This window comes from Kitasatospora sp. NPDC004289, assembly GCF_053602875.1.
The window spans coordinates 1-24,420 of record NZ_JBSGEL010000045.1 but is presented as its reverse complement, the minus strand read 5'-3'; the positions used below and the strand labels follow the sequence as shown (position 1 = coordinate 24,420).

The window sequence follows — 24,420 nt, the reverse complement described above, 5'->3', positions numbered from 1 at the left end:
CCTCTCGATCCGGGGGTCGCAGGAGCATCGCGGCGGAAGCCCGGTGACGACCCCTCAGATCCGGTCGACCACTGACCCGCCGGTCACATTAGGTCACGAACGACCCTTGCCCTGCCTACTCTCCGCATCCAGGCGGGTGATGGCACCGCCCGCGATCCCGGGCGCCCGGGATCAGCCGCGACGGGGCGGGCGGTCGCCGTACTCGGTGGCCCAGCGGTCGGCGGGCAGGAGGAGGTCGGCGGTCTCGACCGGGCGGCCGGTGACGGCGTCGTGGTGGGTGCGTTCGATGCCGAGGGCCGGGGTGCCCGGGGTGGTGGTGAGGGTCTGGGCCTCGGCGCGGGTGAGGACGCGGGCGGTGACGCGCTCGACCGGCGGGCCGGCCTCGATGCCGATGGCGGCCATCCGGGCGACGACGCCGATGCCGCCGTAGGGGCCGGCTTCGGGGAGGACGACCAGGGTGCCGCCGGTGACGGCCATCGGCTCCCAGCTCTCCATCAGGTAGGAGGGGGCGCCGTCGAGCAGGTGGACGTACTTGGTGTGCATGACCGGGTCGCCGGCCTCGATCTCCAGGCGGGCCGCGACGGTCTCGGTGGCCCGGGCGGTGGCGGATTCGGAGCGCCAGGAGCCCGTGACGCCCTCGCCCTGACGGCGGATCAGCAGGGCGGGTGCGTCCTGCGAGCTGACGAAGTAGCCGCGCCCGTGGTGCGCGACCACCAGCCCCTCCTGCTCCAGCAGGCCGTACGCCTTCTGGCCGACGCTGATGCTGAAGCCGTAGTCGGCCATCAGCTGCGTGAGGGACGGGAGCCTGTCGCCCGAGCCGAACTCCCCTCCGACGATGCGTTCGCGGATCCGCTCCGCGACGTGGAGGTAAGGGGATGGCTCGTCACTCATGGGGCGCGTCCTCCCAGTTGTCGCAGGTTGGTGACAGAGTATCCACTCACCCTTACTCTATGCATATAGTGAAGCCCTACGCATAGAGGGGGGCGAGTGCACGGCGCACGCGTGTCCGAGGTCCAGGCGGCGATCAAGGAGGCCACCGGTCTCCTGGCCGAGGCCACCCGCCACGGCACCCGGATCCATCTCTCCCTCCCGCTCGCCGACGTCCCGCCGGAGCGCTGGCCCGGCCTGCTGGCCGTCCTCGGCGGCTCCCACGTCACCGGGTACGGCACCACCGACCCCGGCGACGGCGGCAGGCCGTCCGTCTGGGCCGAGGTCGCGGACGACTGACCACCCCACCCGAGAGGACCGAACTCCCGTGTCCAGCTGGACCTTCGCTCCCGACCCGGAGCCCGACGCGCTGCCCTCGCTGCACCTGTTCCAGTGCGCCAGCGAGAACGAGGAGGGTGCCCCGTGCGGCTGGAACACCCTGCCGTCCACCCACTTCGAGGACGCCCGCGGCGCGGCCTTCGCCCACCTCACCACCCACCCCGAGCACCGCACCTTCCAACACGTCACCTCTCTCCCCTGGCGGATGACCCCCGATGCCTGACCGCTACGAACCCCGCCCCCTCCCCCGCGAGGGCGACGCCCCCCAACTCTGGGGCGCCTGGGACACCCTCCACTCCGACTGGCTCCGCCGCCTCGGCACCGGCTGCCTGGCCGGCACCCCGGAGCCGTTCACCTCCCCCCAGCGCGTCCAGCTCTGGGCGGCCCGCACCGGCGGGCGACCGCCGCGAGGGCGCTGCGCCTGATCAGCCCGACCCCCGGGCGGATCAGCCACCAGTACGCGGCGAACAGCCCCGCGGAGCGGGCGTCCGTGCCGCGCACCCGGGTCTCGGTCACCAGCCGGGAGCCGTCGCCGTGCGGCCGCACCTCGTGCGAGATCACGGCCTTGGCGTACCCCGGCACCTCGAAGGCCAGGAACCCCGCCGCGTCCCGGAGCGGCGGCGAACCCTCCGGCACCGGGCGCCAGAACCGCGCGGCCCGGCCGAGCACCAGCGCCCGGCCCGGCTCCTCCGCCAGGGTCACCCAGCGGCCGTCCCTCCGGAACAGCTCGGCCAGCGGAACGCCGCTCTCCACTGGCCCGGGCCCCGCACCGCGCAGCCGGGCGGGCAGCATGCGCAGCCTCAACAGGGCACGCGGCAGCGGCAGTTCGGCCAGGGTGACGGCGTACAGGGCGGCCCAGACCTGCTCCGGCGACGCCGCGACGGTGATGTGGTGCACCGCCCGGCAGTGGTACCGGGACAGGAAGCGGTCGAGCGTCTCGTCCATCATCGGCAGCCCCTCGGTCAACAGTTCCCCGCACGACAGCCCCAGCGTCCCCGTCCCGCCACCACCCGCACCAGCCCCCTGAGGGGGACTCCCTGGGGGGACGGCAGGACCGGCGAAATCCCTTTGGCGCGCCGACCGTTGGTGTGGGACAACGGCCTGATGACCCTCACCTGGCGCAGGCTGACCACCGCCGACTTCCCGCTGCTCGCGGAGTGGCTGGCCCGGCCGCACGTCGCCCGCTGGTGGAACCACGAGACCTCACCCGAGGCGGTCGAGCGGGACTTCGGGCCGGCCAGCCGGGGCGAGGAGCCGTCGGAGGACCTCCTGGTGGCGGTGGACGGGGAGCCGGTCGCGCTGGTGCAGCGCTGCTGGATCGCCGACTACCCGCAGTACATGGGCGAGTTGGCCGACCAGGCCGAGATCCCGGAACGGGCCATGACCCTCGACTACCTCATCGGCGGCCCCGAACGGACCGGCCAGGGCCTCGGCACCCGCATCCTGCGCGCCGTCGCCGAGGCCACCTGGACCGACCACCCCACCGCGACCGCCCTCGTCATCCCCGTCCACGCCGACAACCGCGCCTCCTGGCGCGCCCTGGAGAAGGCCGGCTTCCACCGCTACGTCGAGGCCGACCTGGAGCCCGACAACCCCGCCGACGACCGCCGCCACTACGTCTACCGCCTCGACCGTCCTCAGGGGCCGTGACCTCTCGGTCGGCCTGCGCCATCCGGGGCAACCCGGGCGCGTCGCCCTGAACGGCGCAGGGGCCCGCTACCTAATCTGACGATCATTCAGGCCGGATGACGTCGGACGACGGGATGCGCATGGTCGGGTTGGACTTCGGGCGCCGGGCCGGACGGCCGCTGCGCGGGTTGGCGGCCGCGGCGGTGGCGCTCGGCCTGGCGGCCGCGCTCGTCGGGGCGCCGCCGGCTCACGCGGCGGGGCCGGTGATGTCGCTGACCAAGGCGGTGGAGGGGGCGCCGGACCCGCTGATCCCCGGGTCCGCGTTCTCGTACAAGCTGACGCTCTCCTGCTCCTCGCTCTCGGTCTCCTGCGTGAACGCGTACCTGGAGGACGTCCTCCCGCCCGAGTTCGACATGACCTCGCTGCCGCCCTCCACGCCGACCCAGACGGTGACGTACGACCCGGCGACGCGCAGGCTGCGGATCGACTTCAGGAGCCCGCTCGCCTCGCCGCCCAACCCCGCCGGCTCGGTCGGCCTGCCGGCCGGGACCACCGCGGACGTGTCGGTCGGGATGAAGGTGCCCGCCACCGGGCCGCTGGAGGACGGCGACACCGTCACCAACACCGCCACCGCGAAGGCCGACAACGCCACCGAGGTGGTCGGCAGCGTCACCCAGACCGTGACCGTCCCGAAGATGCTGGACGCCAAGGCCACCAAGAAGTGGCAGCCCACCTCGGACGTGGCGCAGAGCGACGGCGTCTCCACCGTCACCCTCGGCGCGGCCAACACCTCGGCCACCCCGGACGGGATCAGCCGCCTCGACGTCCAGGACGACACCGCCGAGCTGTACGAGAACTTCGACCTGGTCTCGGTCGGCCCGGTGAGCCGGATGCCCGCCGGGGCGGACCGGGTCACCGTGCTGGTGTGCACCAAGCCGCCCGGCAGCCGCTGCGCGGAGAACGAGTGGGTGCGCGGCACCGCCGTCCCCGGCCCGGACCTCACCCTGCCCGCCGGGGTGACGGCCGATCAGGTCACCGGCGTGCGCTACGAGTTCACCAACTCCACCGGTGCCACGCTCCCGTACGACAGCACCGGCGCCACCGTGCCGATGCAGGTGAAGCTGCGCCGCACCGAGCGCACCAGCGGCGCCCAGATCAGCCCGGCGGCCCGCAAGACCGTGCGCAACTGCGCCGACTCGGCCGTGAAGGACGCGGGCAGCCGGTTCACCGTGATCGGCCTGCCGGCCTGCTCGGACCACGACATCCTGCCGAACATCGCCACCGTCGACCTGGACAAGCGCTTCTTCCCGGACGCCCGGGGCGACTTCACCCAGAACGGCACCGCCGTCCGGGGCGAGAACGCGAGCGTCACCGCCCAGCTGAACGCCAAGAACACCTCGCCCTTCGCGGTCTCCGAGCTCACCGTCACCGAGCCCTCCGACTCCGCCACCGCCGGCAGCGAGTTCGACAAGTTCGACGCCGCCAAGCTGAAGGTCGACTTCCCGCCCGGTGCCACCACCGCGACGCTGACCGTCACCTGCCGGGACGGCTCCACCCCGGCGCCGGTCACCCTCACCAACCCGCCCGCCTCCCAGGTGCGCGCCTCCACCGGCTGCCCGGCCGGCAGCCCGCCGCAGCGGATCTCCATCACCTTCAAGGGCGAGCAGGGCGGCAAGGGCACCATCCAGCCCGGTGCGGTCGCCAAGCTGTCGGTCAACGGCACGCTCAACTCCAAGGTGACCGCCGAGGACACCAGGGACGGCGTGCAGGACTGCGCCGACGCCTCGGCCTCCAACCCGGCCAACGGCTCCGGCTCGGCCGCCGTCACCGACTGCGCCGTGCTCAAGGTCGAGGAGCGCAACCCCGACGGCAACGGCTTCAAGTCCTCCTCCTGGACGGAGGTCCCGCCCGGCCAGGACCTCACCTTCAGCCTCGGCTACACCAACTCGGGCAACGTCACCCAGCCCAAGGTCCAGGTCACCGACCCGGCCGACCCACTGGCGCCGAACAACCCCTTCGACCAGCTGGAGATCGTCGGCGTCTCCACCGACGGCAGCCCGCGCACCCTGCACATCGGCGTCGAACTCTGGGACCCGACCGTCAGCTCCTGGGTGGCCTACGTCCCGCCGGACAGCGCGCTGCTGGCCCGGGCCAAGGGCGTCCGGATCACCGAGCCGGACGGCATTCCGCCCAAGGGCTTCATGCGGGCCACCCTCACCGTCCGGCTCCGCCCGGGCGTCACCTCCGGGCGGATCGACAACTGCGCCGCGGTCACGATCGACGGCAAGGCGGAGGGCAATCCGAGCTGCTCCCCCGCCGTCGACGTGAAGCCCGCCAAGGCGGCCGCCTCGCTGCAGAAGACGCTGGCGCCGAGCACCGTGCTGCGCCCCGTCACCGGTGTCGCCCCGCAGGACGTCACGCTCCGGCTCACCACCGTCAACACCGGGAACCTGGGCCTGAAGCGACTGGTCGTCAGCGACACCGACCCGGACTTCTTCGACGCCGTGACGGTGACCGCCCTGGCCGGGGTCACCTTCCCCAACGGCGCCGACCGGGTGCAGGTGGACGTCTGCACCACCGGCTGCCGGAGCAACCCGCCGGTCTTCGTGACCGGCACCCCGACCTCCTCCACCAAGCCCGGCTTCCCCGCCGGGGTGGACCCGGCGGACATCCAGGGCCTCCGGGTCACCTTCAGCAGCTCCACCGGCGGCTACGGCATCCTGCCCGCCACCTCCGCGCCCAACTACCAGGACTGCCCGGGCAGCAGCGTCTGCCTGACGGTCCGTCCGCGCGAGGGCCTGCGCTCCGCGCCCGGCACCCCGGTCCCGGACCTGCTGGAGGACACCGCGACCGCGGCCGGCGAGAGCCGGCTGCAGCCCGACGGCGGCACCTTCCCGGTGCCGGACTCCACCGCCTCGCTCAGCGTGCGCGAGGGCAGCAACCTGCTCCGGGTGGAGAAGGAGCCGGCCACCACGGTGCTCAGCCCCGGCTCGGTCGCCCCGTTCAACCTGCACGTCAGGAACACCGGCACCGCACCGGTGCCCGACCTGGTGGTGGTGGACGAGGTCCCCTCCGGCCTGCGCTTCGACGACGCCTTCCAGGGCGACCAGGGCCGCCCGTACACCGTGAAGGTGTCGGTGCCGCTCGGCGGGACCCAGCCGTCCGAGGTCCTGTTCGAGCCCGAGCGGGACGCGGGCGGCCGGATCACCAAGCTGCGCTGGCGCTTCCCCGGCTGGACCTTCTACCCCGGCAGCGAGGTGGTGCTCGGCTACCAGGTGAAGCTGAACGGCGGCGTCGCGGCCGGGACCACCATCACCAACGTCTTCGGCGCGGGTTCGGAGAAGGTCGCCAAGGTCAACTGCGACCCGTCCTCGCCCCGGCTCGGCACCGTCACCGACGACCCCCGGTACGGCACCGGCACCTTCTGCACCTCCTCGGCCCAGGTCACCTCCCGCTCCGGCGTCTCCTTCGACGCCGCCAAGTGGGTGACCGGTGACCGCTCGCTCGGGTACCAGGACGCCAACACCGGCAAGCCCGTCCCGGCCGGCGACCCGCGCTGCCCCGAGCTGACGGTCGGCGGCACGGTCTACACCCGCTACCCGTGCGTCGCGCTGACCCGGCCCGGGCAGGACTTCTCCTTCCTGGTCCGGATCGAGAACACCGGCACCGAACCGGCCCGTTCGCTCCAGCTGCTGGACGTCTTCCCGGCGCCCAAGGACACCGGGGTGCTGCTCGGCGACGAACAGCGCGGCACCCAGTGGGACACCGTGCCGACCCTCACCGGCCCGGTCCGCTACGACGGCGCCGGCACGGCGGCCATCACCTACACCGGCACCGCGAACCCCTGCGGCCGCAAGGTCGAGACCCCCAAGCGCGCCTGCGCGGCCGCCACCTGGGGAGCCGACACCACGCACGCCACCGCCTTCGAGACCGAGGTGGAGTTCCCGTCCGGCATGGCCCCCGGCAGCGCGGTCACCTTCACCCTGCCGTTCCGGGCCCCGGCCGACCTGACCGTGCCCGGCTACGCCTCGGTGGCCTGGAACTCCTTCGCCCACACCGAGACCGTCCGGGTCGGCGGGACCACCACCCGGCTGCCGGTCACCGAGCCCCCGAAGGCGGGCATCGGCCTGGTCTTCGGCAACGTGCGGATCCTCAAGAACGTGGTCGACCCGCCGTCCGGGGTGCCGGTCGGGCCGTTCCGGATCGCCTACTCCTGCCTGCTCACCACGGCCGGCGGGGAGAACGTCGAAGTCCGGTCGGGCGAGACCGAGTTCAGCCCCGACAAGCCCTTCGAGCTGGGCGGCGTGCCGGTCGGCGCGGTCTGCCGGTTCTGGGAGACCGAGTCCGCCGGAGCGCAGACCGACCACCAGGGCGAGGCCAACGCGATCGTGGTCACCGTCACCCGGGCGGCCGACGCGACCGCCTGGCAGCAGGAGGAGATCGCCAACCGCTACCCGCGCAAGGACCTGGTGATCGCCAAGCGGATCACCGGGGAGGCCGCGGGCGCGGTCGGCCAGGGCCCGTTCAAGATCACCGCGGACTGCTCCTTCAACGGCACCCGGCTGCCCGGCTTCCCGCAGCAGCTGGTCTTCGACCAGGACGGCTCCCAGGCCGTGACCGGCCTGCCCCAGGGCAGCCGGTGCGAGGTCACCGAGACCGACGACGGCGGTGCCACCCGGGTCTCCTACCAGGTCGTCAGCTCCGGCATCGTGGAGGTGGTCACCCCGGTCTCCGGGCCGACGCCCGCCTCCTTCGGCGACCGCGCCACGGTGATCGTCACCAACGAGTTCGCGGTCGGCTCGCTCCAGGTCACCAAGAAGCTGGCCGGCACCGGCAGCCCGCTGGCCACCGGTCCGTTCCGCTTCGAGGTGGTCTGCGACTTCAACGGGCGGGCCGCGGTGCTCACCCGCGAGCTGGAGCTCACCGGGCCCGACCACCTGACGGGGCGTCTGGACGGCCTGCCGGTCGGCGCGCTGTGCACCGTCACCGAGACCGCGAGCGGCGGCGCGGACGTGCCGGCCGAGCCGGTCCGCCGGGTCGAGGTCAAGGAGGGCCTCACCGACCTGTCCACCGCCGAGCTCACCAACACCTTCCACGCCGGGCGCCTGACCCTCGCCAAGGAGCTCACCGGTCCGCTGGCCGGGGCCGGCTACCTGCGGGAGGCCGAGTTCCAGCTGCGGGTGATCTGCCGCCGGGACGGCAAGGAGGTGCTCGACCGCACCGTCACCGTACGGGCCGGCCGGTCCGTCACCCTGCCGGAGCTGCTGCTCACCGGCACCCGCTGCTGGGCCGCCGAACTGCCGAGCGGCGCGAGCGCGGTGACGGTCTCCCACCCCGACGAGCAGCACGCGGCCGTGGTCACCGCCGAGGCCCCCGACCTGACCGTCACCGCCGCCAACGAGTACCGGCCGGCCGCACTGGCCCTGCTCAAGCGGACCACCGGGACCGGGGCGGCCGCCGCGGCCGACCGGGAGTTCACCGTCGAGCTCAGCTGCACCCTGACCACCGCGCCCGGGACCGCCCCGGTCGTGCTGGCGGACCGGCGGCGCTACCAGCTCCGCCCGGACGCCGTCCGCCCGGTGGACGACCTGCCCGACCCGCTCCCGGCCGGGGCCCGCTGCTGGCTCGGCGAGCCGGACCGGAACGGGGCCGCCGAGGTGACCGTCGAGCACGACTCCGCCGAGCGGGCCCTGCTCCTGACCACCGACCCGGCCTCGCTCGAGGTGACCAACCGCTTCGACACCACCGAGCCGCCGCCCCCGCCGCTGCCGATCACCGGCAGCGTGCCGGGACCGTGGGCGGCCGGATCGCTCGCCCTGCTGCTGCTCGGCCTGGCCGCCCGGTACGCCGCACGACGGTGGTGACCGCCGGGTGACTCCCGGGTGACGCACCCTCACGGCCGGTTCGCCGCAAGCGAACCGGCCGTGAGCGTGTGCGAACCCTGTTAACCTGCACGGAACTTGCACGAACTCCGACCCGCACCCCACCCGAAGCAGGCCTCCGTGTCCGTCCCACCCGGCACCGGTCACCACGCTGTCCCCAGCGTGGTCCGGATCGACTCCGCCCTCGAGGCCGACCAGTTCACCGACGAGGGCCGGAGCGGCTGGTCCCGGCTGCGACACCGGCTGGTGGTGGCGCGGGCCGTCTTCGACAACGGCCGCCCCGGCCTGGTCGCCACCTGGCACGTGGTGGCCCAGTACTGGTCCCCGTGGGAGTACCACGGGGACCCGGAGGCCACCGTCACCGGTTCGCTGCGCCTGCGGGCGGCCGGGGTGCCCGGCTGGATCGGCGTCAGCGAGTTCGAGTTCGAGACCGGCATGCTCGGCCACGGCCTGGTCCGGGCCGAGTTCCCCGACCTCGCGCCGGGCGCCTATCGGGTGGAGCTCGGCCCGGAGACCGAGAAGGACCTCGGCAGGATGTACGGTCACATCCGCGACGAGCGCGACCTCAGCCCCTCGGTCTGGTCGCTGGTCCGCCCCCGGCCCACCGGGCTGGACGTGGACCTCTGACCGGTGCGGGCTCCGCTCAGGGCGTCACGGGGACGTTGGTGAGCCCGGAGACCGCGTTGGTGACGGTGTTGGAGGCGTACACCCGGTTCGGCCTCGCGGTGCAGGCCGAGACCGAGGTGATCTTGATCGCGTAGCCGCCGACGCCCCCGAGGTCGGAGCGGTTGTCGCGCCAGGTGTTGCCGCAGCCGTTCGGGAAGGCGGGGGTGGTGGCCGGGTTGTGGGTCTCGTAGCCGTTGGCGAAGGTGCCGGGGGCGGCGAAGCTGCCGGTGTTCCCCTCGATCAGGTAGTCGAAACCCTTGACGTCCAGCCAGGAGTCGGCGGAGTTCTGCCCGCTGACGCCCCGTCCGTCGAAGGTGTTGCCCCGGATCACCCCGCCCGAGGTGCCCTCCTTGACGTCGATCGCCTCGGCCGCCACGTACGGGCCGATCCGGTTGTTCTCCACCAGCACCCGGTCCGAGCGGTCGACCCCGTCGGTGTTGCCGTGGCACCCCCAGTTGGAGCCCGCCGAGCCGAGGTAGACCCCCTCCCCGTAGCCGGGCTGGACCAGGCCGGTGTACTCGACGACCGAGTTGCGGATCGCCCCGTCGGCGGAGGAGCGGCGGAAGTGCACGCCCTCGTCCTCGGTGTGGTGCACGTACAGCCCGTCGATCGTCACGTGCGGCGAGGCGTCCAGCACCACGCCCTTCTTGGCGTCCTTCACGGTGAACCCGTTGAGGTTCCAGTACGGCGCCCCGTACAGCCAGAGCCCGTACCCCGGGTCCCAGCCGGCCGTCGGCACCGGGCAGTCCGGCGCGTCACCGGCCGGGCCGTCGTTCACCAGCACGGCGGTGCGCGGGCCGGTGAGGGTGATCGGGGCGGCGGCGGTGCCGGGGCGCTGGGCGAGGAAGGCGCCGTGGTACTCCCCCGGAGCCAGCCGGATGGTCCGCCCGGGGGCGGCGGCCGCCAGCGCGGCGGTCAGCTGGGCGGCGGTCGACACCTCCACCACGGGGCCGGTGGAGGTCGGCGTCGGGGTCGGGGTCGGACTGGGGCTCGGGCTCGACGTGGGGGTGGGGGTAGGGGTGGGAGTGGGGGTCGGTGTGGACGTCCCCTGGCAGGACTGCCCGTTGACGGTGCAGTTGAGCGGCTCGCCGAGGCCGCCGCCGACGTTGAAGCCGAAGCTCTGGGTGGCGCCGACCGCCACCGTCCCGTTGAAGCCCGCGTTGACGAAGGTGTAGTGCTGCCCGGTCTGGGAGCGGGTGGAGTTCCAGCTGTTGGAGACGGTGGTGCCGGCCGGGAGGTCGAACTCCACCTTCCAGCCGGTGGCGGCGGCGTCGCCGGAGTTGGCGATGGTGAACTGCGCGCCGTAACCGCTGTTCCAGGACGAGGTCTTGGCGAAGGCCGCGGTCAGCCGCGGCGCCGCCGCGTGGGCGGGCAGGGTGGTCAGCCCGGCACCGACGGCGAGTGCCGCAGTGACCAGGGCGGGAAGGAGTGATCTGCGCATGGGGTCGGACTCCTGTGTGGGGGAGGAGGCTGGACGGGCCGGAAGACCGGAGCCGTTGGGGCGGCCCCGGCCTTCCGGTGGTGCGGGATCGCTTACGGCACCCAGTAGTTGCCGGAGGCGACGATCATCGTCTGGAGCTGCACGCTGCCGCCGTAGTAGACGGACGGGGTGATCTGGGTGGCGACCATCTTGGCCCAGAGCGCGTCCAGCCAGGCCTGCGAGCCCGGGTCGGTCATCGCCGCCACCGCGAACGGGGCGGTGAAGGCCATGTCGTTGCCGGAGTCGAAGGCGGTGCCGTTGAGCTTGTAGCCGGTGACGATCGCGTTGGCGTTGCCGCCGGTCTTCGACTTGATCCAGCTGTTGATCTTCCGCGCCGAGGCCAGCGAGGCGGAGTCACCGCTGGTGACGGCGTCCGCGCCGATCCGCCACGGGTCGCGGCAGGCGTTCCAGCCGAAGTCACCGTCGTTGGCGCTCTCCAGCACCTCGCCGGGGGCCGGCTTCGGGGTGGTGTTGGTGTTCACCACGAAGTCGGCCAGCAGGCCGGTGGAGGCGGCGTACTTGGTCTGCTGCGAGGTGATCAGGTTCTGGTGCGCGGTCCGGATGGTGTCCCAGCTCGCGTCCCCGGTGGCCTTCCGGAAGGCCCGGAAGTGGTCGATCATCCAGTCCGAGGAGCGCGAGATGTAGTAGTACTGGTCACCCGAGCTCGACCAGTCGCCGAGCAGCAGCAGCTTGGTGGTGGGGTTCACCTCGCTCGCCTTGATGGCGTTGATGTGCTTGACCGCCAGGTCCTTGTAGTTGTACGTCCCGGTGCTGCCCCACTGCTTGTCGGCGAGCAGCAGCCCGTAGGCGACGTCCATGTCGCCGTCGGTGGCGGAGTCGGAGCCGTTCACGGACTTGCAGTTGACGTCCTGTTCGGCCGCCAGCAGGTCCTTGTTGTTCACCGAGGGGTGCGCCAGCACGAACTTCAGCAGCCCGTCGAAGGCGGTCCTGGCGTTCGCGTCGGCGCCCGCCATCAGCGCCGTGACGACCAGGCCGTAGCCCTGGGCCTCTGCCACGTACGGGTGGTCGGCGTCCGGCGAGATCACCTGGTACCAGCCGTTGCCGCAGTTCTGCTTGAGGAAGGCGGACTTCCAGGCGTTGTACTTGTCGATCACCTGCTGGTCCAGGGTGCCCTGCGCCCCGGTGGGCTTCAGGGTGCCCGCCGCGTAGGCGAACTGGTGGCTGCCGAACGGGACGGCCGGACCGCCGCCCCCGGGCGGGGTGGACTGCTGGTCGACGTCCAGGTAGTCCAGGTTGGCCAGACCGTTGGCGGAGGTGGCGGTGAGCCGGACCTTGTTGGCGCCGGCCACCAGCTGCACCGACAGCGTGGAGTTCGCCCAGGTGTCCCAGTTGGTGGTCGAGTTGAACGCGCGGGCGGCCGAGACCACGGTGCCGTTCAGCGCCACGTCCGCCGGGCGGGCGGTGGTGGTCCCGTTGGAGTAGCGCACGGTGAGGCTGGCGGTGCCCGCGGCGGCCGCGTTCACCGTGAACTCCACCCAACTGCCGCTCACGTTGTCGCCGTTGACGAACCCGGTGCCGGAGTAGTTGGCGTGGTTGGCCTCCACCACGCCCTGGGAGAGCGCGGCGCTCTCCGCCTCGTAGCGGGTGGCGGCGGCCGAAGCCGTCTGCGGCACCGCGACGATCCCGGCCACCAGGCCGGCCCCGGCCAGGGTGAGGGCTGCCGTTCTGCGGATCTCACTCATCGGTCTCTCCTCAGCCCTTGTACTGGACGACGATCTTGGTGAACGCGTACGGCGACTGCGCGATCCCGCTGCAGGCGTCGGCGTCCGACCCGGAGCCGCAGGCGCGGTCGCGGTTGACGGACCAGAAGGCGAAGCGCGCCAGGTGGTGCTGCTGGGCGTAGGCCAGGATGGTCTTGAAGTCGGCCAGGGTGACGGTCTCCCCCGGCTCGTCGGTGATGCCGTTCATCGAGGAGACCCCGATGTGCCGGTACGCGGCGTCGTCGCTGTAGCCGTAGGCGCTCTTCACCGCCGACTTCAGCCCCTCCAGGGCGCTGACGCTGGCCTGGCCCATGGTCCCGCTGTGCCCGCCGAAGTCGAACGGCATGATGATCCAGCCGTCGTTGGCCAGCCCGGCCGCGGCGCCCCGCTTGATCAGGTCCTTGCCGGTGGCGTCCGGACCGCTCGGCGTGGTGCCCATGGTCACGTAGGTGACGATCCCGGGGTTCTTGGTCTTGACGATCTTCAGGGCGTCGACCACCCGCTGACGGACCGTCGCGTTGGAGAACTCGGTGTCCTCGATGTCGATGTCGAAGGCCTTCAACTGGTAGGCGTCGATGACCTTCTGGTACGCCCCGGCCAGCGCCGACGCGCTGGTGCACTTCTCGCCCAGCTTGTTGCCGCTCCAGCCGCCGACCGAGACCACCACGTCCCCGCCGGCCGCCCGGATCGACTTGATCGCGGCCTCGTCCGAACCGCCCTTCAGCGCCCGGCTCCCGTCCCACTTGGGGTTGCACCCCCCGTCGGACAGGATGAACGCCAGGGTGAACCACTTCACCCCGGTGGCCGCCATGACGTCGGTCGGCTTCTGCGGGCTGCCCCAGCCCAGGTACTCGTACGGAGCGGCGGCCATCCCGGCCGGAGCGGCGGCCGCTCCGGCGGTGGCACTCGGGACCAGCAGCGGCGCGGTCAACGCCAGGGAAGCGGCCATCAGGGCGCGCTTGATTCGTTGCACGTCTACTCGATTCTCTGATCGAAGGGGGGAGGCAGAACGTGCGGACACAGGTGGCCACCGGCGACGCGGTGTTCAGGATGTCCAGCTGACCACCGGCAGTCAAGGACCTTAGTTAGGAAAGTTTCCCATCGGTTATCGGGCGAGACCGCCCCCCGGGGCCCGGCACGGCGGCCCGGACCGGTCGGTCGACAGCGGTGCGACGCACCGTCAGAACCGGCCCTGACCTGCGAACACGGCAGGCCGGGCCGGAAGTTCGGACTCCTCGGAGGGGCCGACGCGGAACCGCCACCCGGAGAGCGCTCCCGCGAGTGGCGGACTTCCGCCACCGCCGCCCCGGTCTCAGAAGGTGGCGAGCAGGTCCTCCGGGGCGGCGTCCAGGACGAGGCCGTTGTCGAAGCGGATCCTGGCGGTCACCCGGGGGCCGTGGGCCTGGTGGGCCGTCCACTCGGGTTCGAGGGCGGCGAGTTGGGACTCCAGGCGCTTGCGGCTCTCCTCCGGCATGGTGTGGCCGTAGTCGTCGAAGAGGTCCTTCAGGCGGCGGTACTCGCGGACCTCCTCGGGCTCGGGGAGCTCGCCGTCGACCCGTTCGACGGTGCCCTCGGCCCCGACCCCCAGGGAGAGGAAGCCGACCAGGGCCTCGCCGGACACCGCCTCGCCGATCCCGAGGTCCGCCACCAGCCGCACCCGCTGACCCGCCGTCAGACCCATCCGTCCGCTCCTGCCCGCTCGCTCACCCGTCCGGCACCGCCCACGGGCCCCGCGACCAGGCCATTATCCGGCGTCAGCTCCAGCGGTAGCGCCGCCGGAGCGCCTCGACCACCCGGTCGAAGCGGGCCCGGTCCAGGGCACAGGCCTCCCGCCGCATCCCGTCGTCGTGGACCCGCATCACCCGGTCCAGCGCCACCCAGGAGTCCCGCCCCGAGCGGTCCCACGGGCCGGCGCCGATCGGCACCCAGTCGGGATCGTGGTCGTGGCCCTTGCTGGAGAGCATCACCGTGAGCACCGTGCCGCCGGGCTCCCGCGCGACGACCAGGACCGGGCGGTCCTTGCCGCGGCCGTCCCGCTCCTCGTACGGCACCCAGGTCCAGACGATCTCGCCGGGGTCCGGATCGCCGTCGTGGTCCGGGGCGTACTCGGTCCGCACCCGGCCGACCTGGTGCGCCTCGACCTCCACGGTGGCGGACGGGCCGGAACGGCCCGGGGTCTGCTGGTCCTGCTCGGTGGTCTCGGCCATGCCCGCAGGCTAGCCACCCCGGCCGACACCGATCAAGCCTCCCGAGGCCCGGCCCGTCCCCCCGTCAGCCGCCCGCCGGCCCGTCCGTCACCCCGTCAGCTCGGGGCACCGCCCTGCCCGGCCAGGAAGGCGTCCAGCTCGGCCCGGGTGGGCATCGCCGCCTGCGCGCCCCGCCCCGTGGTGGCCAGCGCCCCGACCGCGCAGGCCCGGCGGACCGCCTCGCCGAGTCCGGCCACGCCCTCGGCCCGGGCCACCGCCAGCGCCGCACAGAACGCGTCCCCCGCCCCGACCGCGTCCACCGCCGCCACCGCGAAGGCCGGGACGTGGGCACCGCCCCCGTCCGGGCCGGTGTGCACCACACCCCTCGCCCCGAGCGTCACCACCACCTCCGCCGGGCCCAACCTTCCCAGCGCCGCGGGGAGTTCGAGCAGGTCGAGCCCCCCTCCGCCACCCAGCAGGTCCGCCGCCTCCACCTCGTTCACCACCAACACGTCCGCCATCGCGATCAGTTCGCTCAACTCGGCGCCGATCACCCCCGGCAGTGGAGCGGCGTTCAGCACCACCGGCACCCCTGCGGCCTTCGCCAGCCCGGCCGCCGTCAGACAGGTCGCCACCGGGACCTCCAGTTGCAGCAGCATCGCCCCCGCCCCGGCCAGCCGACCGGCCTCGGCCTCGGCCTCCACGCTCTCCGGGTCCAACTCCGCGTTGGCGCCCGGGGAGACGGTGATGGTGTTCTCCCCCTCCGGGTCGATCACGATCAGCGCCGTCCCGGTGGCGGTCGCCGCCGCCGTCACCGCCGCGACCCCGACCCCGGCCGCCGCCAGCCCCTCCCGCGCGCGGCGGCCGAACGCGTCGTCCCCCACCCGGGCGATCAGCACCGTGGTCGCCCCGAGCCGCGCGGCGGCCACCGCCTGGTTGGCACCCTTGCCGCCGGCGCTCTCCTCCAGCCCGCCACCCGTGACGGTCTCCCCCGGCCGGGGCAGGTGCGGCACCCGCACCGCGAGGTCCACGTTCACGCTTCCGACCACGACGAGCTTCGCCGGCATGTCCGTCCTCCCGGTGTCCCTGCGCTGCTTCCCCGCCCTCCATCGTCCACGGAGCGGCGCCCTTCACGGCACCCGGGTGGCCTCGATCACGCACATCGGCCCGCCGGTCTCCCGGATCCGGTCCAGCCGGAAGCCCGCCCCCTCCAGCAGCACCCGCCACTCCTCGCCGGAACGTTCACGGCCCGTCAGCATCCCGAGCATGGTGAGGTCCAGCAGCGCGGCCACCTCGGGGGCCTCGCCCCGGTCGAGCACCGTCTCCACCAGCACCAGCCGGGCGTGCGGCACGGCGGCCGCCTCGTGCACCCGGGAGAGGATCCGCGCGGCCTCCCCGTCGGACCAGTCGTGCAGGATGAAGCCCGCCACGTAGCAGTCCGCGGACGGCACCCCGACGAAGAAGTCACCACCCACCGCCGTGATCCGGTCGTCCACCCCGGCGGCCCGGAGCAGCGGCGGTGCGGCCGCCACCACGTGCGGCAGGTCGAAGACGGTGCCCCGCAGGCGCGGGTACCGCCGGGCCAGCGCCGCGAGCACCGCCCCGTCCGCGCCACCGACGTCGACCACCGTGCGGGCGCCGTCCAACTCGACCGCCGAGAAGGCGTCCTGACGGATCGCCCGGGCGAAGTCGGTCATGGCCGCGGTGAAGGTGGCGACCTTCTCCGGATCCTGCGCCAGCCACGCGAAGTACGGCATCCCGAACAGGTGGTCCGCGGCCGGCCCGCCCGTCTCCGCCGTGTGCCACAGCTCGGCGAACGCGGGGTAGTGGGTCTCCATCCACATCACCGCGATGCTGCGCACCGACTCCGGCGCCCCGGTGACCAACGTACGGCCGAGCGACCCGAGGCCGACCAGCCCGGTGGCCGCGTCCAGGGTGAACACGCCCTGGCCGGCCAGCACCCGGACGATCCTGGCCAGCGGATCCGCCCGGAGCCCGGTGGCGGCCGCCAGCTGCGCCACCGTCCGTTCTCCGTCGAGGAGTTGGTCGGCCAGCCCGGCCCGGGCCACGACGTAGACCGCCTGGGAGAGCTGGAACCCACCGAGCAGCCGGAGCATGGCCAGGGCGGGGGTGGCCGCAGTGTGCATGCCTCAAGCTAGCCAGCCGATGCCCCGTCAGGACGTGGACGCACCAAGGGATCCGCTCCTGTGGCCCGGACAGACCAACCTCGCTTGAGTTAGGTTAGGCTAACCGAACTTCAGCGATCGGAGACAGGGAGCACCCTCATGGGCCACGGTTGGGAAGGCGTCGTCCTCAAGCTGCTGCGCGGCCGGGACTTCACGTTCACGGTGACCGGTGCGGAGCAGGTCACCCCGCACTGCCGCCGCCTCCACCTCACCGACGGCGGCATGCTCGCCGCCACCGGCGTCCACCCCACCATGTGGGTGCGCCTCTGGTTCGACAACGCCGGCCGACCGCACCAGCGCGCCTACACCCTGGTCGACCCCGACCCGGCGGCCGGCACCTTCAGCATCGAGTTCGCCCTCCACGACGGCCCCGCCAGCGACTGGGCCCGCGGCGCCGCCCCCGGCGACACCGTCCACGCCACCCTCCAGGGCTCCGCCTTCACCCTCCCCGACCCGGCGCCCCGTCACCTCTTCCTGATCGGCGACGCCGCCTCCGCCCCCGCCCTCGGCTCCCTCCTCACCGCACTGCCCGACACCCCCGCCACCATCTGGCTGGAGACCCAGCACCCTTCCGACCGCAGCCTCCCCCTCCGCACCCGCCCGGACCACCACGAGGTCCGCCACGTCCCCCGCGAGGACGCCGGCGCGGCCCTCGCCACCGAGGTCCGCCGCACCCTCCCCACCCTGCTCGGCGACCCCACCGACGCCTACCTCTGGATCGCCTGCGACACCACCACCACCCGCACCCTCGCCACCTTCGCCCGCAAGGAACTCACCCTCCCCAAACCCCGCCTCCACGCCCAGGGCTACTGGCGCCCGTGACCGGACCCTCCTGCTGACCCCACCTACGGCGACCAGGGGCGCGAGGAACTGCGCGAATCGGAAGACGGCGACCCAAGTGCCGGGTACGGAGAACCACTTGCACGTGAACCTCCGCACCCGGCACACGGGTCTCGTCCTTCCGATGCGCGCCCACGCGGCGGAGCCGCAGATCACCAGAGCCCCGCGCCCCCGGTATGACCGCCTACCCCGCGCCCTGATGACGTGCCATACCCCCGTCCTCCCCCGCCGTGATATCCAGACCGGGTGACCTCATCCCCCTTCGACGCCGTCCTCTGCGACTTCGACGGCGTGATCCGCCACTTCGACCAGACCGAGGTCGTCGCCCTCGAACGCGCGGCAGGCCTCCCGGAGGGCAGCACCTACGCCGCCGCCTTCTCCCCCGACCTCGCCCAACCCCTCATCCTCGGCCGCCTCACCAAAGCCGAGTGGGCCGACCTCATCGCCCAGGCCCTCGCGCCCCACACCGCCGCACCGACGGCCCGCGCCCTCGCCACCGCCTTCACCACCACGCCCGTCCACGCCGACGCGGCCGTGGTGGCCCTGCTCCGCGAGGTCCGCCTCCACCGTCCCCTGGTCCTGGTGACCAACGGCACCACCTGGACCGACCAGGGCCTCGCCGACCTCGGTCTCACCGACCTCGCCCACCACGTGGTCAACAGCGCCACCTTCGGCACCGCCAAGCCCGAACCCGCCATCTACCACCACGCCGCCGCCCGGGCCGGCGCCACCCCCGACCGCTGTCTCTTCATCGACGACAGCCCCAAGAACGTCACCGCCGCGATCGCCCTCGGCATGACGGGCCACCACTACACGACCCCCGACGGCCTCCGCACCGCCCTCGCCCCGCTCCTCCTCGGATGACCACCCACCCCCTCCCCTACGTCGGCCCGCCCGAGCTGCTCCGCCTCCTCCACCCTGCCGCCGAAGGAGCAGCGATACGCTCCCCGGCCGACCTCGACACCTGGCTCGCCTCCCGCCCCGCCGCCGAGCTCGCCGAGCCCTTCACCCACGTCGTCGACCTGGCCGGCCGGCTCCGCCTGGCCGCCCGCCGCAGCGAGCACGTGGTCTGCGCGGGCGGTGCCCCCGTGCTCTGCGCCGGCGAGATCACCTTCGCCCGTCGGCCGGAGGGCAGTTGGGCGGTCGAGGAGGTGACCAACCAGTCCACCGGCTACTGCCCGGACCCCGCCACCGCCTGGCCGCCCCTGACCGCCGCCCTCGACCGCGCCGGGATCGCCCACCCGCCGGACTTCACCCACGCGTTCGTCTTCCGCCGCTGCCCCGCCTGCCGCGAGCTCAACGTCGTCCGCGAGGGCGAGTTCTTCTGCGCCCTCTGTGAGACGCCGCTCCCCACGGAGTGGAACGTCTCCTGCCGCGCCGACCGCTGACGAGCTCGGCTACCCGAGGGCGCGGGCGCGGGCCACCACCTCCGGGGTGGCCTTCGCCACCGAGCCGGAGTCGTACGGGGGTTGGGGGTCGTACTCGGTGTAGAGCTGGATCGCCTGCGCGGTCACCTCGTCGGTCAGCAGCGCCGCCAGCTGCACCGCCATGTCGATCCCCGAGGACACCCCCGCCGAGGTGATCACCCGGCCCTGGCGGACCACCCGCTCGGCGGTGTAGGTCGCACCGTACGCCTCCAGGTCGGCCACCGCCGCCCAGTGCGTGGTGGCCGTCAGTCCGTCCAGCAGGCCCACCGCGCCGAGCACCAGCGAACCGGTGCAGACCGAGGTGGTGAAGAGGCTGCCCTCGTGCATCCGCCGCACCCACCCCAGGAACTCCTGGTCGGCCGCCATCCGCAGGAAGCTCCCACCACCCGGCACCAGCAGCACGTCGCACCGCTCGACCTCCCCGTACGCGGTCGGCACGTGCACCGGCATCGATCCCAACACGTCCTTCACCAGGCCCGGTTCGGCCGTGACGAAGCGCACGGTCGCCCCTGGCACGTACGCCAGGATCTCGTACGGTCCGACGGCGTCGAGCGGTTCGAAGTCCTCGAAGAGCGGGATCACGATGTCCATGCCGTGCAGCATAGACACCGCGACCTCCGTGGCCTCCCACCCCTGCGGTCCGGGCACTGGCAGGATGGGACGCATGGAACGTGTGCTTGGCATCGGCGGGTACTTCCTGCGCGCCAACGACCCCGCCGGCCTCAGCGCCTGGTACCGCGACCACCTCGGCCTGGACTCCGACGAGCACGGCCTCTGGCAGCAGCAGCCCGGCCCCACCGTCTTCGCCCCCTTCGAGGCCGACACCGAGTACTTCGGCTCCCGCTCCCAGCAGACCATGCTCAACTTCCGGGTCCGCGACCTGGAGGCGATGCTCGCCCAGCTCCGTGCCAAGGGCGACGACGTCTCCGAGGAGACCCAGTCCATGGACGGCGTCGGCCACTTCGGCTGGGTCACCGACCCCGAGGGCAACCGCATCGAACTCTGGCAGCCCGCCTGACGCCTGCGGCGACGGACACCGTCCACGGCCTGCCCTCATTCCTGGCGGCGCGTCAGGGCGACGACGGCAGTGAGCAGCAGGGCCGAGCCGGCCGCCACCGTCCAGGTGAGCGGCTCGCCGAAGCAGGCGATGCCGAGGAGCGCGGCGGTGGCCGGTTCGAGCAGGACCAGGACGGCGGCGGTCGCGCCCGGGACGGTGGCGAGGCCCGCGAAGTACCAGCGGTAGGCGATCAGGGTCGGGACGGTCCCCAGGAAGAGGAGTGCGGCGGCCGTCGGCGCCGGCTGCCCCGCGCTCGGCAGCACACCGCCTTCCAGCAGCAGCGCCACCGGCAGCAGACAGGCCAGCCCCGTCCCGAACGCCCCCGCCGAGGCACGGGCGGTGCCGCCGCCCCGGGCCCAGAGGGTGAGTCCGCTGTGCGCGGCACCGGACAGCACCGCGAGCCCGACGCCGAGCAGCGGGCGCGGCCCCGCCGCCGGGGCGGCGGTGAGCAGCACCAGCCCGCCGAGCGCCAGCCCGTTGGCGGCCAGCGCCCGGCGGGTGAGGCGTTCGCCGAGCAGCAGGTGGGCGCCGAGGCTGGTGAACACGGGTCCGGCGCCGATGGTGATCAGGGTGCCCAGCCCCAGGCCCGCGTACCGGACCGAGGCGAAGTAGGCGCACTGACCCAGCATCAGCCCGATCCCGGTGAGCACGGCGGCCCGCCAGCCGCCGGACCTCTCCCGGGCGGGGAGCAGCAGCAGGCAGCCGGCCGCGACGGCGAACCGCCAGGCGCAGACGGCGACGGGGCCGAGTCCGGCGGTGTTCATCAGCAGGGCCGCGACGGCCCCGCCCGCGCCCCAGGCGGCGGCGGCGGCGGAAATGGACAGCACACCGTGCCGGTACGGCACGGTGGCGGCATGCGTGGTCATGGCGTTCGTTCTCCACGGAAGAGGCGCCGGGCTCGGCCCGGCCGGATCAGGTCCACCCCGTGCGGGCGCCACTCACCGGCCCGACGGCCTTCCACGGCCGTCCGGCACCTGTCAGGGAGTCAGCCGCCCGCTAGCGGACGGGCGGCGGCAGGATCCGGGAACGCATGGGCCACACCGTACACGGCCCGCCCCACCGCCCGGCCTCGCTGTCACCGCCCGCTGCCAGACTTCCGGTCATGCCCCTCACCGACCTCACCTTCGAGGAGTGGCGGTCCTTCGACCTGCCCACCGCCCTGCGCACCGCCCGCGAGGCCGCCGCCCTGACCGGCAGTCACCTGGTCTCCGTGGAGACCGTCCACCACCTCGGCCGCCCCTTCCACCGCGCGCTGATGGAACGCGCCGACCAGGCCTTCGCCCTCGTCCCCGGCGGCGAGGTCACCCTCGGCCTGGCCCTCGACGCGTGGCAGCCCGCGCCGGGGCAGGAGGAGGACTACCAGGCCAGCGTGGACCAGGGCTTCGGCCACGCGGACGACCTGCGGGGCCACCTCGCCCACATGCTCAGCCCGTACCGGCGGGTGACCGTCCCGACCGTGCTGATGGCCGTCGAGGACGAGGAGTTCGGCGAGGAGCCGGAGGGCGCCGGCGAGGTCCTGGCCGCCCGCGGCCTGCGGCTCCCGACCCCCGACGAGTGGGAGCACGCCTGCGGCGCCGGTGCCCGCACCCTCTTCCGCTGGGGCGACACCTGCCCCCTCGACCGCATCCCGTACCACTCCCCCGACGGCCCCCAGCACCGCCCCAACGCCCTCGGTCTGCACATCGCCTACGACCCCTACCGCACCGAACTCACCACCGACCCCGCCTCGGTGTACGGCGGCGACGGCGGCGAAGCCACCTGCGGCGGCTACGGCACCCTCCTCGCCTGGCTCCCCCTCGCCACCTCCCACCGCAACCCCGACTACGCCGCCTGGCTGCACAACCCCGACGGCGACGCCTTCTACGAGGACACCTCCACCCGGCCGGTGCTCCCGCTCTGAGGCACCAGATGGTGCCAGTCGTGCGAGCAGCCGCCCACGCAGTACAGCGCCCGCCGCCGCTCGTCGGCCACGGCCAGCAGCGCCACCAACAGCCGGAAGGACTTGACCCGTTCGTCCTGCGGCAGCCCGACGATCTTCGCCAACTGCTCCGGCAGGCGCCCCCGCACCACCAGCACCGCGGGCGTGTGGGTGGGTTTGATCCCCGCCCTGCGGATGCTCTCCGGCCCGTCCTCGGTGACCGCGCGCGCCTGCAGGCAGTACTCCGTCAGCAGCCGCAACACCCCCACCTGCTCGGGCCCCGCCATCGCCCCGAACCACCCGACGCCCTCCTCCTGCGTCCGAGCCCCCTGCGCCAACTCGTTCACCATGACCGAGCGTTCGTCCATCCCACCCACCTCCACGTCTTCGCCCGCACACTCCGACGGAGCCCCGTCACTCCGCCCTCCGGGACCCGGACGGTACGTGCGCCGCGGCGGCGGCCGCAATCGACTTGTCGCGCGGGGCCTCGGGAGTGGGCCCGTCCTCCGCGACCAGTGTTCGGATTACGGCCGCGTGCCCCGGCCGTGGGTCGTACGGTGGTGGGCGGCTGCACCGAGCAGTGAGCCGATGACGACCGAGTGACCGGGCGAGGGACGGGTGTCCCCGTTCCGGTCGCGTGCCGGTCGGGCCTGCGGACGGGGTCCGCAGCGGGGGAACGACGACGTGCCGGGGGGCGGGTTGCCGTAGACGCGCGTGGTGGTGAGGGGGCCTGTCCCTCACACCGCCACGCCGCGCACGGCTGCCCCGACCACCGACCACCGGACGCCGGAGCCGCTCGGTGCGGGCCGCAGGGATCACCGTCGGCGCGTTCGTCCGGAAGGGACATGATGAGCACCCACACCCCGCCCGCCCCGTACCCGTACCTGCTCGGCTGGTTCACCGCGGGTGCGCCCGACGCCGCCCTGCTCGCCGAGGAGCTCGAGCTCATGGCGCAGGGGCCGCACTACGAGCGGCTGCTGACGGCCCTCCGCCTCCACGACGAGCTGGACCACTTCCGGGCCGCCCTGCTGGTGGCCTTCCCCGAACTCGACCTGGCCGTGCCGCAGTTCCTCGCGTCCCAGCAGCCGCTGGCCGCCCTGGCGAGCCCCGGGTTGAAGGCCGTCGGCGTGGCCTGTCTGACCGCGATCGCGCTCGGCCTGCCGGAGCCGGCCTTCGACCCCAAGCTCTTCACCTCGACCGAGGCGGGCCTGTTCTACGACAAGGTGCCCGTCTTCGGCACGGTCGACGGCGACCGCCGCCGCGTGTTCGTCTCCGCCAAGGGGAAGCTCTACGTCGTCAGCGACGACCACGACTTGAAGGGCTGGCTGCAGCGGGCGAAGACCGACCTGGCCGTGAAGGACATCCTCGGCGTGGCGCCCGATCCGCACGAGAGCGGGTACAACGCCCTGGAGGCGGTCGGCAAGGTGACCTGGGACGTCTCGCACGGGGATTTCAGCACGCCCGTGTTGCTGCTGCAGGCGATCGCGAAGAGCGAGGCGTTCGCGAAGGTGGCCTGGGGAGCCCCGACCTGCCACTCCGGATGGGTGGCCTCGCTGATGCCGACGCTCGTCACCTGGGGCACCATCCGGACCCCGGGGAAGACGCTGACGATCGGTCAGAACGTCCACAGCGCCGCGCTGATCGGCAGCGCCTGGATCAAGGGCCTGACCGGGGCCGACTGCAAGCAGGCGCAGTTCCCCCCTCACTGGGCGGACGGGGTCAGGGCCACGCTGCTCCCGCAGGCCGCAGCGAGCACCGACCTCACGACCGTCGCCGTCTTCTGCACCTACCTGAAGCAGAAGAACTTCAAGCCTGCGGGCCAGGCCCCGAAGGCGGAGCGGGAGAAGCGGATCGCCTTCCTCATCGCCAACCGTTCGGTGGCGGAGAAGGAGGCCCTGCGGAAGCTGCCCAATATCGACGCCTACTACGGTCACCTGTTCTGATCCTCGGCGCAGGCGGCGGACCGCGCACCGGATAGGGTCGCGGCCATGGACGCACCGCCCCGGCCCGACCTCACCACCGCGCTCTCCGGTGCCGAGCTGCGCCGTTGGTACTGGACGCTGGACGAACTCGCGTCCCTCGCCCGGGCGATGGGCGTCGCCCGCGGCGGCGGCAAGGCCGCGCTCACCGAGCGCCTTGCCGCCGCCCTGGACGGACGGCCC

24 protein-coding genes are annotated in these 24,420 nt (G+C 73.2%); 12 read left to right on the top strand and 12 right to left on the bottom strand.

What is annotated here, in order from left to right:
- Positions 1 to 171 precede the first annotated feature (171 nt).
- The gene (locus ACWEPF_RS26705; protein WP_452174510.1) at positions 172 to 891 is read right to left on the bottom strand and encodes a GntR family transcriptional regulator; all 720 of its coding nucleotides are present in this window, start codon (positions 889 to 891) and stop codon (positions 172 to 174) included.
- 111 nt (positions 892 to 1,002) lie between these two features.
- On the opposite strand from ACWEPF_RS26705, the gene ACWEPF_RS26700 reads away from it, so the two are divergent.
- Together ACWEPF_RS26700 and ACWEPF_RS26695 are read left to right on the top strand one after the other, a co-directional pair.
- Positions 1,003 to 1,227 carry a hypothetical protein gene (locus ACWEPF_RS26700; protein WP_452174509.1) on the top strand — a complete coding sequence of 75 codons (225 nt, stop codon included), beginning with the start codon at positions 1,003 to 1,005 and terminating at the stop codon, positions 1,225 to 1,227.
- A 28-nt stretch (positions 1,228 to 1,255) separates the two neighbouring features.
- Entirely contained in the window at positions 1,256 to 1,489 is a 234-nt protein-coding gene (locus ACWEPF_RS26695; RefSeq protein WP_345289693.1) for a DUF7848 domain-containing protein, read from the top strand.
- Between the two features lie 128 nt (positions 1,490 to 1,617).
- Here the strand turns inward: ACWEPF_RS26695 and ACWEPF_RS26690 are convergent, their stop codons facing one another.
- On the bottom strand, positions 1,618 to 2,214 hold the full coding sequence (locus ACWEPF_RS26690; RefSeq protein WP_452174508.1) for a hypothetical protein: 597 nt from the start codon (positions 2,212 to 2,214) through the stop codon (positions 1,618 to 1,620).
- Between the two features lie 156 nt (positions 2,215 to 2,370).
- Between ACWEPF_RS26690 and ACWEPF_RS26685 the strand changes: the two genes are divergently transcribed.
- From ACWEPF_RS26685 to ACWEPF_RS26675, 3 genes are all read left to right on the top strand, one after another.
- Positions 2,371 to 2,916: a GNAT family N-acetyltransferase gene (locus tag ACWEPF_RS26685; RefSeq protein WP_452174507.1), complete on the top strand. Its 546-nt coding sequence runs from the start codon at positions 2,371 to 2,373 to the stop codon at positions 2,914 to 2,916.
- Positions 2,917 to 3,011: 95 nt separating this feature from the next.
- Positions 3,012 to 8,759 (top strand): DUF5979 domain-containing protein, encoded by a 5,748-nt coding sequence (locus ACWEPF_RS26680; RefSeq protein ID WP_452174506.1) that lies wholly within the window; start codon positions 3,012 to 3,014, stop codon positions 8,757 to 8,759.
- A 138-nt stretch (positions 8,760 to 8,897) separates the two neighbouring features.
- The gene (locus tag ACWEPF_RS26675) at positions 8,898 to 9,404 is read left to right on the top strand and encodes a hypothetical protein (RefSeq protein WP_380149158.1); all 507 of its coding nucleotides are present in this window, start codon (positions 8,898 to 8,900) and stop codon (positions 9,402 to 9,404) included.
- Between the two features lie 16 nt (positions 9,405 to 9,420).
- Here the strand turns inward: ACWEPF_RS26675 and ACWEPF_RS26670 are convergent, their stop codons facing one another.
- From ACWEPF_RS26670 to ACWEPF_RS26640, 7 genes are all read right to left on the bottom strand, one after another.
- Positions 9,421 to 10,884, bottom strand: coding sequence for a cellulose binding domain-containing protein (locus ACWEPF_RS26670; RefSeq protein ID WP_452174505.1), 1,464 nt, complete (start codon positions 10,882 to 10,884; stop codon positions 9,421 to 9,423).
- A gap of 92 nt (positions 10,885 to 10,976) precedes the next feature.
- Positions 10,977 to 12,626, bottom strand: a complete 1,650-nt coding sequence (locus ACWEPF_RS26665; protein ID WP_452174504.1) for a glycosyl hydrolase family 8 — start codon at positions 12,624 to 12,626, stop codon at positions 10,977 to 10,979.
- Positions 12,627 to 12,636: 10 nt separating this feature from the next.
- On the bottom strand, positions 12,637 to 13,617 hold the full coding sequence (locus ACWEPF_RS26660; RefSeq protein WP_345289702.1) for a chitinase: 981 nt from the start codon (positions 13,615 to 13,617) through the stop codon (positions 12,637 to 12,639).
- Positions 13,618 to 13,956: 339 nt separating this feature from the next.
- Positions 13,957 to 14,325 (bottom strand): hypothetical protein, encoded by a 369-nt coding sequence (locus ACWEPF_RS26655; RefSeq protein WP_452174503.1) that lies wholly within the window; start codon positions 14,323 to 14,325, stop codon positions 13,957 to 13,959.
- A 73-nt stretch (positions 14,326 to 14,398) separates the two neighbouring features.
- The gene (locus tag ACWEPF_RS26650; protein WP_380149151.1) at positions 14,399 to 14,851 is read right to left on the bottom strand and encodes a type II toxin-antitoxin system PemK/MazF family toxin; all 453 of its coding nucleotides are present in this window, start codon (positions 14,849 to 14,851) and stop codon (positions 14,399 to 14,401) included.
- Between the two features lie 95 nt (positions 14,852 to 14,946).
- Entirely contained in the window at positions 14,947 to 15,897 is a 951-nt protein-coding gene (locus tag ACWEPF_RS26645) for a ribokinase (RefSeq protein WP_452174502.1), read from the bottom strand.
- A gap of 63 nt (positions 15,898 to 15,960) precedes the next feature.
- Positions 15,961 to 16,977, bottom strand: a complete 1,017-nt coding sequence (locus tag ACWEPF_RS26640) for a methyltransferase (protein WP_452174501.1) — start codon at positions 16,975 to 16,977, stop codon at positions 15,961 to 15,963.
- Between the two features lie 138 nt (positions 16,978 to 17,115).
- On the opposite strand from ACWEPF_RS26640, the gene ACWEPF_RS26635 reads away from it, so the two are divergent.
- The 3 genes from ACWEPF_RS26635 to ACWEPF_RS26625 all read left to right on the top strand — a co-directional run bounded on the left by ACWEPF_RS26635 (position 17,116) and on the right by ACWEPF_RS26625 (position 19,244).
- Positions 17,116 to 17,838 carry a siderophore-interacting protein gene (locus ACWEPF_RS26635; protein WP_452174500.1) on the top strand — a complete coding sequence of 241 codons (723 nt, stop codon included), beginning with the start codon at positions 17,116 to 17,118 and terminating at the stop codon, positions 17,836 to 17,838.
- A gap of 264 nt (positions 17,839 to 18,102) precedes the next feature.
- Complete coding sequence (locus tag ACWEPF_RS26630) at positions 18,103 to 18,720, top strand: HAD family hydrolase (RefSeq protein WP_452174499.1); 618 nt, start codon at positions 18,103 to 18,105, stop codon at positions 18,718 to 18,720.
- Positions 18,717 to 19,244: a hypothetical protein gene (locus ACWEPF_RS26625; protein WP_452174498.1), complete on the top strand. Its 528-nt coding sequence runs from the start codon at positions 18,717 to 18,719 to the stop codon at positions 19,242 to 19,244. Before ACWEPF_RS26630 ends, ACWEPF_RS26625 begins: the two co-directional genes overlap by 4 nt.
- A gap of 9 nt (positions 19,245 to 19,253) precedes the next feature.
- Here ACWEPF_RS26625 and ACWEPF_RS26620 read toward each other — a convergent pair whose 3' ends face one another.
- The gene (locus ACWEPF_RS26620) at positions 19,254 to 19,874 is read right to left on the bottom strand and encodes a DJ-1/PfpI family protein (RefSeq protein ID WP_452174497.1); all 621 of its coding nucleotides are present in this window, start codon (positions 19,872 to 19,874) and stop codon (positions 19,254 to 19,256) included.
- Positions 19,875 to 19,947: 73 nt separating this feature from the next.
- Here ACWEPF_RS26620 and ACWEPF_RS26615 point away from each other — a divergent pair, with 73 nt between their 5' ends.
- The gene (locus tag ACWEPF_RS26615) at positions 19,948 to 20,301 is read left to right on the top strand and encodes a VOC family protein (protein ID WP_452174496.1); all 354 of its coding nucleotides are present in this window, start codon (positions 19,948 to 19,950) and stop codon (positions 20,299 to 20,301) included.
- Between the two features lie 35 nt (positions 20,302 to 20,336).
- Here the strand turns inward: ACWEPF_RS26615 and ACWEPF_RS26610 are convergent, their stop codons facing one another.
- Complete coding sequence (locus ACWEPF_RS26610) at positions 20,337 to 21,206, bottom strand: DMT family transporter (RefSeq protein ID WP_452174495.1); 870 nt, start codon at positions 21,204 to 21,206, stop codon at positions 20,337 to 20,339.
- Positions 21,207 to 21,442: 236 nt separating this feature from the next.
- Between ACWEPF_RS26610 and ACWEPF_RS26605 the strand changes: the two genes are divergently transcribed.
- Complete coding sequence (locus ACWEPF_RS26605; RefSeq protein WP_452174494.1) at positions 21,443 to 22,240, top strand: hypothetical protein; 798 nt, start codon at positions 21,443 to 21,445, stop codon at positions 22,238 to 22,240.
- Here the strand turns inward: ACWEPF_RS26605 and ACWEPF_RS26600 are convergent.
- A complete protein-coding gene (locus ACWEPF_RS26600) occupies positions 22,201 to 22,626 on the bottom strand; it encodes a DUF5958 family protein (RefSeq protein ID WP_452174493.1) in 426 nt (141 codons plus the stop codon). The genes ACWEPF_RS26605 and ACWEPF_RS26600 overlap by 40 nt on opposite strands.
- 480 nt (positions 22,627 to 23,106) lie before the next feature.
- On the opposite strand from ACWEPF_RS26600, the gene ACWEPF_RS26595 reads away from it, so the two are divergent.
- Both ACWEPF_RS26595 and ACWEPF_RS26590 read left to right on the top strand, forming a co-directional pair.
- Positions 23,107 to 24,201 carry a hypothetical protein gene (locus tag ACWEPF_RS26595; RefSeq protein WP_452174492.1) on the top strand — a complete coding sequence of 365 codons (1,095 nt, stop codon included), beginning with the start codon at positions 23,107 to 23,109 and terminating at the stop codon, positions 24,199 to 24,201.
- A gap of 45 nt (positions 24,202 to 24,246) precedes the next feature.
- A partial coding sequence (locus ACWEPF_RS26590) for an SAP domain-containing protein (RefSeq protein ID WP_452174538.1) occupies positions 24,247 to 24,420 on the top strand: 174 nt, incomplete at its 3' end.